At 62.3% G+C, this 13,959-nt stretch carries 10 protein-coding genes; 6 read left to right on the top strand and 4 right to left on the bottom strand.

Going from position 1 to position 13,959, the window contains the following annotated elements; translation table 11 throughout:
* Positions 1 to 369: 369 nt before the first annotated feature.
* Together E2K99_RS11695 and E2K99_RS11690 are read right to left on the bottom strand one after the other, a co-directional pair.
* A complete protein-coding gene (locus E2K99_RS11695) occupies positions 370 to 2,289 on the bottom strand; it encodes a SurA N-terminal domain-containing protein (RefSeq protein WP_134222309.1) in 1,920 nt (639 codons plus the stop codon).
* A gap of 212 nt (positions 2,290 to 2,501) precedes the next feature.
* Positions 2,502 to 3,026 (bottom strand): TonB C-terminal domain-containing protein, encoded by a 525-nt coding sequence (locus E2K99_RS11690; protein WP_205703776.1) that lies wholly within the window; start codon positions 3,024 to 3,026, stop codon positions 2,502 to 2,504.
* A 337-nt stretch (positions 3,027 to 3,363) separates the two neighbouring features.
* Between E2K99_RS11690 and E2K99_RS11685 the strand changes: the two genes are divergently transcribed.
* The 6 genes from E2K99_RS11685 (at position 3,364) to E2K99_RS11660 (ending at position 11,915) form a co-directional block, all read left to right on the top strand.
* Positions 3,364 to 4,452: a putative 2-aminoethylphosphonate ABC transporter ATP-binding protein gene (locus tag E2K99_RS11685; RefSeq protein ID WP_039788215.1), complete on the top strand. Its 1,089-nt coding sequence runs from the start codon at positions 3,364 to 3,366 to the stop codon at positions 4,450 to 4,452.
* A gap of 12 nt (positions 4,453 to 4,464) precedes the next feature.
* Complete coding sequence (locus E2K99_RS11680; protein ID WP_134222308.1) at positions 4,465 to 6,222, top strand: putative 2-aminoethylphosphonate ABC transporter permease subunit; 1,758 nt, start codon at positions 4,465 to 4,467, stop codon at positions 6,220 to 6,222.
* 81 nt (positions 6,223 to 6,303) lie between these two features.
* Complete coding sequence (locus tag E2K99_RS11675) at positions 6,304 to 7,335, top strand: putative 2-aminoethylphosphonate ABC transporter substrate-binding protein (protein ID WP_039788217.1); 1,032 nt, start codon at positions 6,304 to 6,306, stop codon at positions 7,333 to 7,335.
* 155 nt (positions 7,336 to 7,490) lie between these two features.
* Positions 7,491 to 8,693, top strand: a complete 1,203-nt coding sequence (locus E2K99_RS11670; RefSeq protein ID WP_134222307.1) for a TIGR03364 family FAD-dependent oxidoreductase — start codon at positions 7,491 to 7,493, stop codon at positions 8,691 to 8,693.
* Positions 8,694 to 9,262: 569 nt separating this feature from the next.
* Positions 9,263 to 10,924, top strand: coding sequence for an MFS transporter (locus E2K99_RS11665; RefSeq protein WP_134222306.1), 1,662 nt, complete (start codon positions 9,263 to 9,265; stop codon positions 10,922 to 10,924).
* A 346-nt stretch (positions 10,925 to 11,270) separates the two neighbouring features.
* On the top strand, positions 11,271 to 11,915 hold the full coding sequence (locus E2K99_RS11660) for a LuxR C-terminal-related transcriptional regulator (protein ID WP_121040064.1): 645 nt from the start codon (positions 11,271 to 11,273) through the stop codon (positions 11,913 to 11,915).
* Positions 11,916 to 12,074: 159 nt separating this feature from the next.
* Here E2K99_RS11660 and E2K99_RS11655 read toward each other — a convergent pair whose 3' ends face one another.
* Together E2K99_RS11655 and E2K99_RS11650 are read right to left on the bottom strand one after the other, a co-directional pair.
* Positions 12,075 to 13,013 (bottom strand): acyltransferase family protein, encoded by a 939-nt coding sequence (locus E2K99_RS11655; protein ID WP_134222305.1) that lies wholly within the window; start codon positions 13,011 to 13,013, stop codon positions 12,075 to 12,077.
* Positions 13,014 to 13,027: 14 nt separating this feature from the next.
* Complete coding sequence (locus E2K99_RS11650) at positions 13,028 to 13,912, bottom strand: glycosyltransferase (RefSeq protein WP_134222304.1); 885 nt, start codon at positions 13,910 to 13,912, stop codon at positions 13,028 to 13,030.
* Positions 13,913 to 13,959: the final 47 nt, after the last annotated feature.

Below are 13,959 nucleotides of genomic sequence, written 5' to 3'. Positions count from 1 at the left end.
GACAACAAGTACGGCAGCCGTTTGTTTCCGAAACGGCGCAACATGACGTGCGGATGACAGGAAATTCATCTCGGCAGCACAAAAACTGCCTTTTCCCGCTGGGTGGAAAGCTGACGAAACGCCAACGACGATGGAAGAAATGAAGCGGATTCCCCGGTGCCGGCTCCCTTGTGCATCCCGCTCGAATGCAGCGCCGGTGTCCATGATGAAACAAAAACGGCCGCTGGAAAAGCGGCCCTTGTAAATTTTTTAGTAAATTGTGGCGGTCATGCCGACAATTCCCCGCCTTGGGGCAGCACTGCACACCGATTCACGATCCTGGTGCGCCATGTGCATGCATTGCCCCAAAGGCGGGCCATGCCCTTGACCTTACTTGGCGGCGTCATCCGCGCTGACGGCGGCGGCGCCCTTCAACAGCTTGGTCTTGGCCTTCTCGCGCAGATAGTCGAGGTAACCCAGCGCTTCCTGCTGCGACAAGGCGGCGGTGATCTGTTCCTGCTCGGCCTTGCGGCGCGCGGTGTCGACCGTCTTGGGCTGTTCCACCTTGGTGATGCGGTAGATCTGGTAGCCCATGCCCGGGGTCTCTGCGCCGACGTAGGCCGGCAGCTTGGCGGTATCGGCCTTCATGACGGCGTTGAAGGCTTCCTGGGTCCAGCCCTCGGACTTCACGCGCGAGACCACCTTGGCGTCGCTGAAACCAGTCGCATCATCCTTGGCTTGCAGCTGCGCCAGGCGTTCCTGGCCGGCCTTGACCGCCAGCGACTGCTCTTCGGCCAACAGAACGGCCTTCTGCACATCGGCCTTGACTTCCTCGAACGGACGCTTGGCCACCGGCTTGTAGCTGGTCATGCGGCCGGCCACCAGGGTGTTGGGGGCGGTCTGCACGGCTTCGGTATTGTGCTTGGCCTTGATCACGTCGTCGGTGAACAGGGCGGCCAGGAACTTGCCATTGTTGTACGGCGCAGCGCCGGCAGCCGGATTCGGATTGCGGGTCACGCCCGAGGCAGTCTGGATCTTCAGCTTGAGCTTGTCGGAGACGGCCTTGAGGCTGTCGCCGTTTTCATAGACCAGGTTGTTGAACTGGTCGGCCATTTCGGAATACTTCTTGGCGGCGATCTGCTTCTTGATCTCGGCTCCGATCTCGGCCTTGACCGACTCCAGCGGCTTGACCGACGCCGGCTTGATACCGGTCACTTCGATGACGTGATAACCGAAATCGGATTCGACCGGATCGCTGATCTCACCCTGCTTCAGGCTGAAGGCGGCATCGGCGAAGGGTTTGACCATCACACCACGGCTGAAGTAACCCAGGTCGCCGCCATTGTCGGCCGAACCCGGATCCTGCGAATTGGCCTTGGCCAGCTTGGCGAAGTCGCCCGGGTTCTTGCGCAGCTGTGCCACCAGACCTTCGGCCTTGGTCTTGGCGGCAGCCTTGTCGGCGGCCGAGGCATCCTTCTTGACGGTGATCAGGATGTGGCTGGCGCGACGCTGTTCTTCAGTGGCGTACTGCTTCTGGTTCTGCTCGTAGTAGGCCTTGATGTCGTCATCGGTGACGCTGGCCTGGGCCGCCACGGCAGCGGCATCCAGCACCACGTATTCGATGTCGGCCTGTTCCGGAGTCTCGAAACGGGCGCCGTTCTTGTCGTAGTAGGCCTTTAGCATGTCATCGCTCACCTTGACCTGGCCGGCGTAGCTTTCCGGCTTGAAGTTGAGCATCTGGACCGTGCGCTCCTGGTCGTTCAGGCTGGACAGGTTCTCGGCCACGGTCTTGGGGGCGAAGGCGGTGGTCTGGATCGCGGCATTGAGCTGCTGCAGGGCCATCTCGCGGCGCAGGCCGGCTTCGTAGGATTTCTGGGTCATGCCCTGCGCGGCCAGCAGCACGCGGTACTGCTCGTTGTCAAAGCTGCCGTCCGGCTTGGTCAGGCCGGGGATCTGCAGGATGCTTTGCTGCAGCACCTGGTCCGGCACCACCAGCTTGCTGGCCACCACTTCGGCACCCAGAGCGCGCTGGGCGATCAGGTTGTCGAGGATGGCGCGGCGCGCCTGCGGGCTGTCGAAGATCTTGCTGTCGAACTGATTGCCATACACCTGGCGCATGCGGTCCAGCTGCTGGCGATGCGCGGCGTCCCACTCTTCCTTGGTGATGGTCTGGCCGGCCACCTTGGCCACGCCGTTGTCGTCGGTCAGGCGGCTGTAGCCTTCCAGGCCGAAGAAAGCGAACGACGGGAAGATGAACAGCAGCAGCAGGAACTGCATCAGACGCTGGTGAGTACGAATGAAATCAAACATGTATAGCCAATCAATAAACGATCTGGTCAATGAAGGACAGCGGGGTTCAGCGCAGACTGCCGCTGGTGCGCGCCCATAAGAAAAAAGGCGAACTCGCGTTCGCCCTGATCCGGCGCAGGCCCGTCAGGCCCGGGAGACACAACGCACACCGTCGTGCTCGCGCGACATTATACACATGCCAATGCCGGGCGGCATCTTTGGCAAGGCTGCCGCTAGCGGTCCATCTGGGCCAGGGCCACGCTGCGCAACTGAAAGCGGCCGTCGTTGTTGAACAGCCAGCTCTCCGACAGTTCGATGCGACCCTGCTTGAGCAGCGCCGGCGGCGGCTTGGGGAAGGGAGCGGCCGATTTCAGGCTGCCCAGGGCGCTGGCTTCGGCGTGCTTGTCGCGGTTGCTGCGCAGGATCTCGCTCTTGACCAGATTGCCGTCGCCATCGACCACGTACTTGATGACGATCACCGAGCGCAGCAAGGCCTGCGGGCGTTCCACGTAGACACTGGTGAAATTGACCTGGGAAATGCGCTTGGCCAGGTCGACCTTGTAGCCGTCGACGGTGGTGGCGGTGGAGCTGGCATCCTCGGTGGTCTTCTTCTGCTCGATCAGGGAGCGCGCCAGCGCATCGCGCTCCTGCTGGGTGCTCTCGGGTGCGGAGCAGGCCGCCAGCATGGCAGCAATGCCCACGCCCGACATCGCCAGGCGCACGCCCGGCCGGCGGGCAGGCCTACCGTATTTGTTCATTTTCTCCTCCTGATCACTGTCCGATCTTGCTTCACTCGCCGCATGGCGTCAATGAATGATCTGACCGAATTTGGACAGCGTTGCGCCGCCCGGATTCCCTCGCCGCGAGAGCTTCCAAGATGATCCATAGCTTCAATCTATAGCAAGGATTCCGGGCTGCTATCACAGCAGGGGGTGTCATCCAGCAGTCATATTTGGCCCGTACCATCCGCTTGCCTCTGAACGGGCCAGTCCATCCGGCGAAAGTCCGCATGGGGACTGCCTTTGGGCAACATCGCGAACCAGCTGGAAACCCTCCGAAATGATGCAGACACCCTCTTCCGCCGCCGCCCTTGCGATGCCGGTTTGCCCGCCTGATGACACCGACGGCAACGAGCGTTTCCTGTCGGTGCGCGGCATCGACAAGCGTTTCGGCGCCTTCACCGCGCTGGACGGCGTTTCGCTGGAAGTGCGCCAAGGCGAGATGGTCTGCCTGCTGGGTCCCTCGGGCTGCGGCAAGACCACCCTGCTGCGCACCATCGCCGGCCTGGAGCGCCAGGATGCCGGGCAGATCTTCGCCGGTGGCCGCGACATTTCCGATCTGCCGCCGCAATCGCGCGATTACGGCATCCTGTTCCAGTCCTACGCCCTCTTCCCGAACCTGACCGTGGCCGACAACGTCGCCTATGGCCTGCGCAACATGAAGCGCCAGGCACGCCAGGAGCGCGTGACCGAAATGCTGTCCATGGTCGGCCTGGCCGGCAGCCAATCCAAGTATCCCGGCCAGCTTTCCGGCGGCCAGCAGCAACGGGTGGCCCTGGCGCGCGCGCTGGCCCCCTCGCCTTCGCTGCTGTTGCTCGACGAACCGCTCTCGGCCCTGGATGCGCAGGTGCGCGAACACCTGCAACTGGAAATCCGCCGCCTGCAGAAGCAGTTCCGGATCACGACCCTGATGGTCACGCACGATCAGGAAGAAGCCATGGTCATGGCCGACCGCATCGCCGTCATGCAGCATGGCCGCATCGAACAGTTCGGCACGCCCGCCGAGATCTACCGCCGCCCGGCCACGCCCTTCGTGGCGGATTTCATCGGCCACGCCAACTGGCTGCCGTTTTCGCGCATCTCGGGTTCGCAGGTCACGGTCGGGGCCTTGCGCTTCGAAGTCCGCCCTGAAGAAGCGGAGCTGCAAACCGGCCGCCTGTTCTGCCGCCCAGAAGCCGTGGAGCTGTTCGCTACCGAGAGCTGTGCCAACCGCTTCCAGGCACGCGTGATCGATCGCATCTATCTCGGCAACCGCTATCGCCTGGCCCTGGCTGCCGATGCCTTGCCGGGCCAGACCCTGCTGGCCGATGTCAGCGGTGAATCGCACGACCGCCTGGCCGCCCAGCCGGCTCACGATGGACTGTGGGTGGCGCTGCCGCGCCAGGCCCTGCAGGTCTTTGCCTGAGCCGGACCGTTCATGACGATGCAATCTTCCTTGCCGCCCACCTCCCCCATGCCTGCCCTGGCGCGCGATCGCACCCAAGCTGGCGCCCCGGCGGCGCGGCGTTCCCCGACCGACCGCAGCCAGCGGCTGCCGGGCGCGATGAAATGGATGCTGCTGGCCCTGCTCCTGCTGGGTCTGGGCGGACCGCTGCTGTTCATCCTGGCGCAAGCCGTGCTGACGCCCGAGGGCAACTGGGCGGGCAGCCAGCCCTTCGTGACCCTGTTCTCCAACATCAATTTCCTGCCCATGCTGGGGCGCAGCCTGTGGGTCTCTACAGTGACCGCCGTGGTGACGGTACCGCTGGCCTATGTGTTCGCCTACGCCCTGCAGCGCACCTGCATTCCCTTCAAGGGCCTGTGGCGCGGTATCGGCCTGCTGCCGCTGCTGGCGCCGTCGCTGTTGCCCGGCATCGCACTGATCTACCTGTTCGGCAACCAGGGCCTGTTCAAGGAGTGGATGGATGGCAGCATCTACGGCTTCTGGGGCATCCTGCTGGGCGAAGTGTTCTACACCTTCCCGCACGCCATGATGATCCTGCTGTCGGCGCTGTCGCAGGCCGATGGCCGTCTGTACGACGCGGCGCACGCCATGGGCGCATCGCGCTGGCGCATCTTCACCACCGTCACCCTGCCGGCCACGCGCTACGGCATCTTCGGAGCGCTTTGCCTGGTGTTCACGCTCACCATTACCGACTTCGGCGTGCCCAAGATCACCGGCGGCGCCTACAGCGTGCTGGCCGTGGAGGCCTACAAGGCCGTGGTCGGCCAGCAGCAGTTCGGACGCGGTGCGCTGATCGGCTTGCTGCTGCTGGTGCCGGCCCTGCTGACCTTTGCCCTGGACGCCTGGCTGCAGCGCCGCCAGCGCGCCACCATGAGCAGCCGCTCCGAAGCTTACGTTCCCCGCCCCGACTGGCGCCGTGATGGCATCAACCTGCTGGCGGTGGCCCTGATCGCGGCGGCCATCCTGATGATGATCGTGGTGGCCATGGGGGCATCCCTGGTCAAGCTGTGGCCCTACAACCTGCAACTGACGCTGCAGCACTACGACTTCGACAACATGGATGGCGGCGGCTGGCTGGCCTACTGGAACAGCCTGAAACTGGCCTGCGGCACCAGCGTGGCCGGGACCCTGGTCATCTTTACCGGTGCCTGGCTGATGGAAAAGACGCGTGGCCAGGCCTGGCTCGCACCCCTGCTGCGCATGCTGAGTTTCCTGCCGATGGCCGTGCCCGGCCTGGTGCTGGGCCTGGGCAGCCTGCTGTTCTTCAACCATCCGTCCAACCCGTTCAATTTCCTCTACGGGACCATGACGCTGCTGGTGCTCTGCTCCATCGTGCACTTCTACACCACGGCCCATCTCACCGCCGTCACCGCACTCAAGCAGCTCGATCCTGAATTCGAAGCGGCCTCGCTGTCGCTGAAGGTGCCGCTGCTGCAGACCTTCCTGCGCGTGACGGTGCCGCTGTGCCTGCCGCAGATGCTGGAGATCTTCCGCTACCTGTTCGTGTCCTCGATGACCACGGTGTCGGCGGTGATCTTCCTGTATCGCCCGGATACGGTACTGGCCTCGGTGGCGGTGTTGAACATGGACGACGCCGGCGATGTCGGCCCGGCGGCCGCCATGTCCACGCTGATCCTGCTGACCTCGGCTGCGGCCTCGCTGCTCATGTACCTGGCCGGCAGCCGCTGGCTGGCGCGGGCCCAGGCCTGGCGCCGTGGACGCGCGCATTGAGCCGGACCGGCAGCCCTACGATTTCTCCACCTTGCGTCCCCGACGCGTTTTCAACCCAGCCATTCACTGACGAAGGCCATCATGAAAAAAACCAAGCTGTTTTCCCTGTTCGCATCGGTGATCGGTGCCGGCCTGCTGTTCTCGGCCCAGGCCCACGCCGCTACCACGCTGACCGTCTACACCGCCCTCGAAGCCGACCAGATCAAGGCTTACCAGGCCGCGTTCCAGAAGGCCAACCCGGACATCGAGATCAAGTGGGTGCGCGACTCCACCGGCATCGTCACCGCCAAGCTGCTGGCCGAAAAAGCCAACCCGCAGGCTGACGTGATCTGGGGCCTGGCCGCCACCAGCCTGGCCCTGCTGGACAAGGAAGGCATGCTGACCCCGTACGCCCCGCAAGGCCTGTCAGCGATCGACGCCAAGTACCGCAGCGCCGCCAATCCGCCGGCCTGGGTCGGCATGGACGTGTGGGCCTCGGCCATCTGCTTCAACACCGTGGAAGCGCAAAAGCAGGGCCTGCCCAAGCCGACCTCCTGGGCTGACCTGACCAAGCCGGTCTATGCCGGCAAGATCGTCATGCCCAATCCGGCCTCGTCCGGCACCGGCTACCTGGATGTCTCGGCCTGGCTGCAGATGATGGGTGAAGAAAAAGGCTGGGCCTACATGGACGCCCTGCACAAGAACATCGGCCAGTACACCCACTCCGGCTCCAAGCCCTGCAAGCAGGCCGCCACCGGTGAATTCCCGATCGGCATCGCCTTCGAGTACCGTGCCGTCAAGACCAAGAAGGAAGGCGCACCGATCGACGTGATCCTGCCGTCTGAAGGCCTGGGCTGGGATATCGAAGCCACTGCCATCGTCAAGGGCACCAAGAACCTGGAAGCCGCCAAGAAACTGGCCGACTTCTCCGCCAGCAAGGAAGCCATGGCCCTGTATGAAAAGAACTTCGCCGTGGTCGCCATTCCTGGCGTGGCCAAGCCGGACGAGCTGCTGCCGGCCGACTATGAAAAGCGCCTGATCAAGAACGACTTCACCTGGGCCAGCACCAGCCGTGACCGCATCCTGACCGAGTGGAGCAAGCGTTACGAAAGCAAGTCGGAGAAGAAGCAGTAATCCCTGCACTTGCCCGCACTACCGCGCCGTCACGGGTCCAACAGCTTCGAGCTGTAGCGTGACGGCGCACGGAGAGGACCGCAGGACGCCGTCAGAGCGTCCCCGCACAAGACGCCGCACAACATCTCGCCACTGACTCCGATGGAGCACTTCTCATGAACAATTCCCTCTCAGAACACGATCCGCAGCACTTCGACCTGGCCGTGGTCGGCTCGGGCATCCTTGGCCTCGCCCACGCCTATGCCGCCGTCAAGCGCGGCCTCAAGGTGGCCGTCTTCGAACGCACCGGCACGCCGCTGGGCGCGTCCGTACGCAACTTCGGCATGGGCCTGGTGACCGGCCAGCCGCCCGGCATCATGCTGGACCTGGCCCGCGAAAGCCGCGCTCTCTGGCTGCACCTGGCCGCGCGCGCCCACTTCAGCGCACGCGAAGCCGGCACCCTGCTGTTTGCCCGCAGCCAGGCCGAACACGACGTGCTGCTGGAATTCATGACCGTGCGTGCACGCCAGTACGACTACCGCGCCTCCCTGCTCGAAGGCGACAAGCTGGACGCGCTCTACAACGGCCGTTTCAGCCATCACCGCTCGGCCCTGCACGGCACCGAAGACCTGCAGCTGTATTCGCGCGAAGCCATGCCGGCCCTGGTGGCCTACCTGCATTCGCAGGGCGTGCATTTCCGTTTCAACACGCTGGTGCATGGCACCGCCGACGGCCGCCTCTCGACCACCGCCGGCGAATTCCGCGCCGAGCGCGTGGTGGTGTGCTCGGGCCACGATTACCTGACGCTCTTTGCCGACCGTCTGCAGCCGATGAACCTGAAGCAGTGCCGCCTGCAGATGCTGCGCCTGAAGACTGAAGAAGCGGTGCCGCTGACCCATGCCGTGCTGACCGGCCTGTCCTGCACCCACTACGGCGCTTTCTCGGACCTGCCGACCGCCCGCGCGGTGCACGCGGAGATCGAGGCGAACGCCCCGCTGCTGAACAAGCACGGCATCCACCTTCTGGTCAGCCCGACCCCGTATCAGGAGCTCATCGTCGGCGATTCGCACCATTACGGTACCGATTCGCCCCCGTTCAACAGTGAGGAAATCGATGAACTGCTGATCGGCCTGGTCGAACATACCCTGGCTTCGCGCGTGCAGGTGATCGAGCGCTGGCAAGGCGTCTACGGCAGCAAGGGCCCGGGCCCGTTCTCGGCCCTGGCCATCGACGGCCACACCTCGGTGGTACTGATGCATACCGGCATCGGCATGAGCGTTGGCTTGGGCCTGGGCGAACGCGTGGTCAAGGCGCTGCTGGAGGGCGAGAGCCTGCCCACACCGACAGCGCAAGCAACCCCGGCCACCGCGCTGGCCTGATCCCCGCACCTGAGCGGTGACAGGGCCGTGATGCCGCCCTGTCACCGCCGTCCCGCCTGCCGTCCCGCCCGGGAGGGCCTGCCGCTGATCCGCATGCCTGGCACGACGCTTCACTTGCCCGTGCTGATTCCTGACAGAAAAATCTTTTTGAGCATCTTCCCCAAAAGGCGAGCCGCGCGCTGCAGTCGCTGCGCCGCAATATCCACCACCACCCCGCAAGGCCTTGGCTGATGGGCTTTTTGCTGCTGCGTCGCAACCAGAAATCGACTTGCTGCGCTGTAAGCTTGTGTAAGTTTGGAGCAAGTCCTGCGTAAGTTTGGCGTCGCACACTCGCCGCATGGACAAGTGGGTCCTTACGCAAGCAATGCGAAGCCAATATCGCGGTTTGTGTCAGACGGGGAAGCGAGGGGTGTCGATGTTTCATGCTTTGCATGCTCTTCATGCTTTGTTCTCCGGTGCGTTCTTGCATAACGCCCCATTCGGCCATCTGTTGCATTGTTGCCCTGTTGCCCCGAGTACCTGGTTGCATTCCATGCAGTAGCACACTCATTAAAACCAAGGAGACAGACATGACCACAGCATCAGTCAATACGACTGCGCGCGGCATCACCCCGGAGGAGAAGAAAGTCATCTTCGCCTCTTCGCTAGGCACCGTTTTCGAATGGTATGACTTCTACCTGTACGGCTCGCTGGCGGCCATCATCGCCAAGCAGTTCTTTGCCGGCACCGACCCCAATACCGCGTTCATTTTCGCCCTGCTGGCCTTTGCTGCCGGTTTCATCGTGCGCCCCTTCGGCGCGCTGGTGTTCGGCCGCCTGGGTGACCTGGTCGGCCGCAAGTACACCTTCCTGGTGACCATCCTGATCATGGGGGCCTCGACCTTCATCGTTGGCGTGCTGCCCAACTACAACTCGATCGGCATCACCGCCCCGATCATCCTGATCATCCTGCGCATCCTGCAGGGTCTGGCGCTGGGCGGTGAATACGGCGGTGCTGCCACCTACGTGGCCGAGCACGCGCCCGAAGGCCGCCGCGGTGCCTTCACCGCGTGGATCCAGACCACTGCCACGATGGGCCTGTTCCTGTCGCTGCTGGTGATCCTGGGTGTGCGTACGGCCGTGGGTGAAGCCGCCTTCGCCGACTGGGGCTGGCGCATTCCCTTCCTGGTCTCCATCCTGCTGCTGGCCATCTCGGTGTGGATCCGCATGTCCATGAACGAGTCGCCGGCTTTCCTGAAGATGAAGGCCGAGGGCAAGACCTCCAAGGCCCCGCTGACCGAAGCCTTCGGCCAATGGAAGAACCTGAAGCTGGTGATCCTGGCGCTGGTCGGCCTGACCGCCGGTCAAGCCGTGGTGTGGTACACCGGCCAGTTCTATGCCCTGTTCTTCCTGACCCAGACCCTGAAGGTGGATGGCCCGACCGCCAACATCCTGATCGCCGCCGCGCTGCTGCTGGCGACGCCCTTCTTCCTGTTCTTCGGTTCGCTGTCGGACAAGATCGGCCGCAAGCCCATCATCCTGGGTGGCTGCCTGATTGCCGCCGTCACCTACTTCCCGATCTTCAACGGCCTGACCCACTTCGCCAACCCGGCGCTGGAAGCCGCACTGCAAAAGTCCCCGGTGATCGTCACCGCCGACCCGGCCAGCTGCCAGTTCCAGTTCAACCCGACCGGCACCAAGAAGTTCACCTCGTCCTGCGACATCGTCAAGGCCAAGCTGTCGGCCGCTTCGGTGAACTACCAGAACGTGGCTGGTGCACCGGGTTCGGTGGCCACCGTCAAGATCGGCGACCGCGTCATCACCTCGTATGATGCCGCCGGCCTGTCCAAGGAAGACGCCGCCGCCAAGGACAAGGAACTGTCCAAGGCCCTGGCTGACGACATCAAGGCCGCCGGTTACCCGAGCAAGGCCGATCCGGAGCAGATCAACAAGCCGATGGTCCTGCTGCTGCTGTTCATCCTGGTGATCTACGTGACCATGGTCTACGGCCCGATCGCCGCCTGCCTGGTCGAAATGTTCCCGACCCGCATCCGCTACACCTCCATGTCCATGCCTTACCACATCGGCAACGGCTGGTTCGGCGGCCTGCTGCCCACCACCTCCTTCGCACTGGTGGCCTTCAAGGGCGACATCTACTACGGCCTGTGGTATCCGATCGTGATCTCGCTGATCACCGTGGTGATCGGTCTGCTGTTCGTGAAGGAAACCGTGCGCAACAACATCCACGAGTAACACTCGCAATGAGGTGCTCGCCGCCCGGCCCCCAAGGCAGGACGGCGCAGCGCGAAGCCATACGGACCGGGCGCAATGATGATTGCGCCCGGTTTTTTCATGGGTGAGGCGTAACAGCCACGAACGGGCGTGCTGAACGTGAACAGAATGACCAGATCATTTTCATCAAAAATCATATTTCTGATGAATTTAAGGTTATTTGGTATATTTGATTGAATTTATTAAGAAAAACCGGTAAATTTACCGCTGAGAACAGGCATCCCGAGACCGCTGCGCGTGCCCAGCGCTGTCGCCGGCACACTGAGGAGGGTTGCCACATCAACTTGCTCAGTGGGGGATCCTGAACATGAATATAGTCCTGGTGGACGACCAGATCATGATGCGCGCGGGCCTGCGTTGCCTGATCGAGAAGCTGGAAGGCCAACAAGTCATTGGCGAAGTGGAAGCCGGACCGGTAGCCTTGCATGTGATCCAGAGCGTGGCGCCGGACGCGGTCATCATCGATATCTCCACCGACACCCGCAAGGGACTGGCCCTGCTGGCCGACATCTGCAGCAAATGCCCGGCCAGCCGCGTGGTGATCGTCGGCAACCAGCCCGATGCGGAGTTGCTGGCCGAGGTGATGCGCATGGGGGTAGCGGCCTATCTGCTCAAGCAATCCAATCCCGCTGAACTCGATATCGCCTTGCAGGCCGTCGCCCGCAACGAGTGCTACCTGACCCCGGCCGTGGCCAAGTCCATGATCAGCCACTGCCTCTACACGGGGCCCGCCCGGCAAACCCAGGCCGATCCGCTTACGCCGCGTCAGCACCAGATCCTGGCCATGATCGCCCATCGCAAGACGACCAAGGAAATCGCCTACGAACTGGACCTGAGCGAAAAGACCATCGCCGCCCACCGCGCCCAGATCATGGACCGCATCGGCGTGCGCGACGTGGTCGGGCTGGTCTTGTGGGCCGTCAAGAACAACCTGGTGGAACGGCAGACGTGAAGTGGCTACATGGGTGCCCGCTGGCCCCTTTACGCACTGACCAACGCACAACGACAGCCCGCAGCCGCCTGTGTCATTAGTCTTTGGTTCGCAGATTCAACTGATGTTCGAATTAGCACGGGCGCCTCGATCACTTGCACCATAACAAGAGCCAGCTGGTCAGGGAATCAATTTGACCCAGCCCGATCGCGCTACGGCCGACATCCGCTTCAGCTTCCCCAGCCCATAGGCAAGAAGCAGCGACAGCAACGCCGTCACAAGGAACACCTTGCCACCACCAAATTTGCCGTTGAGCTTGAAGGCCATTTCGAAGATCGGATGAAAATAATAGACTCGCGCTGACAGCTGGTCGCGATAGGCGATCTCCCACTGCCGCGCCAATAAGAACAGCACCGGTGCCACGACGATCAGACTTAGATAAAGGTCGCGCGTCTGATGGCCCCAAAGACGATTCCACAGAAAGATCTCAGCCAGGAACATCACCAGGACCGGGAATAACATCCATGGCGAGATCCGTAAATTCCCCGCACGGTTGCGCAGCGCCATGCCGATGAGTAGGAATGGTAGCGCCACGGTAATTCCATTACGGTAAATATCGAACCGTCCGTGGATGTTTTCAGCGAACGCATTGCCGTTCCATAGCGCAACTGCCTGCAGCACCACACCTGCGCAGAACAAAAGAAGCGATAGCGCGAGTAGCGAGCGCAGGCAAGAGCGCCCGACAAACGCAATGCAGGATGCCAGAATCAATGCGGCCAAATACCACAAATGATGCCAGCCGGTGCCCAAATTGATTGCGACCGACAAAAGCGCAGCGTCCGGTGAATGCAAATCCAACCAGAGTGGTGCAAACAGCAGACTCAGCAGGAGGTACAGCACGACAATGCGGCGCATCCAAGGCAGGAATCGATCCCTCTCCAGACTCAAGAAATAGCCGTTCATCAGGAAGAATACCGGCACGGCGATGCGAAACAGCCCATTCGAACTGAACGCATCGAGTGTGGGCAGGCTCGCAAAGGGGCTGGTGTGAATACCCACCACCATCATGCTCATGACCAGCTTGAGGATTTCCAATCCGCCGTAATGTTTCTTGTGCATCGCCAGAACCGGTTTCAATGCTTGCCCGGAGAAGCATGCAGCGTCGGTGCCAGAGAGGCCTTGTACTTGCCGTACTTGAGCTGCCTGACCGCGAATTTGGCATGCGAACGGCCACCGCCCAGCATGGTAAAGAAATCGCTGGCAGACAGCTTGATCTGCTCATAGCCGGCCAGCGAGCGCAAAAGGCCGGCCATGTTGCTGCGCTGGCAGTGGCGGTCGTAAAACAACTGCGCGGCAGAGATGATGCGTTCGGGCGACTTCAGCGTAATGCGTTCCATCTCATGGGAAATATCCATCAGATAAGTGTTGGAACAAATGCTGATGGCCGGGCCGAATTCGCGTACCAGCCTCACCCAGGTTTCCCAGTCCTGCCAAGCCGGCATGGCGGTATCAAACATGCCGATCTGGCGCAAGCGCTCGGAGGTGGTAAACACCTGGTTCCCGATCGCGTTGGTTTCCAAGATGGTGGCCAGATCGACGCGTGCGTCGGTATCCCACAGCATCACGACGCGACCGGCATTGACGATGCGACGATCGAACAGGCAGGAAAAGGACTGCCCCTGCTCTTCCAGCGCATACCATTGCTGCAGGAAGCGCTCGATTCGGTCCGGCATGAAGACGTCATCGTCATCAATGCCGGTCACGAAGCGCCCCGAAGCGGCTTCGATCGCATGATTACGTGCGGCGCACGCCCCCTGCGACTGCGGATGGTGAATCAGCTTGATACGGATATCGCTGTTGAGTCCGCGCACGTACTCGCAGGTACCATCCGTGGCACCGTCCGATACCACGATGAGCTCCAGATTCCGGTAGGTTTGTGCCAAAACCGAATTGACAGCGCGCGTCAGCAGGCCAAGCCGGTTCTTGGTAGGTACATAGATGGTGACAAGGTCATTCATGGCAAAGTGTAATAATTAGGTAAGCCAAGCGTAGTTAACCAGGGCGG

Source organism: Herbaspirillum huttiense (genome assembly GCF_004367745.1).
Taxonomy (GTDB): Bacteria; Pseudomonadota; Gammaproteobacteria; order Burkholderiales; family Burkholderiaceae_D; genus Herbaspirillum; species Herbaspirillum huttiense.
This window is presented reverse-complemented; position numbering and strand designations above follow the sequence as displayed.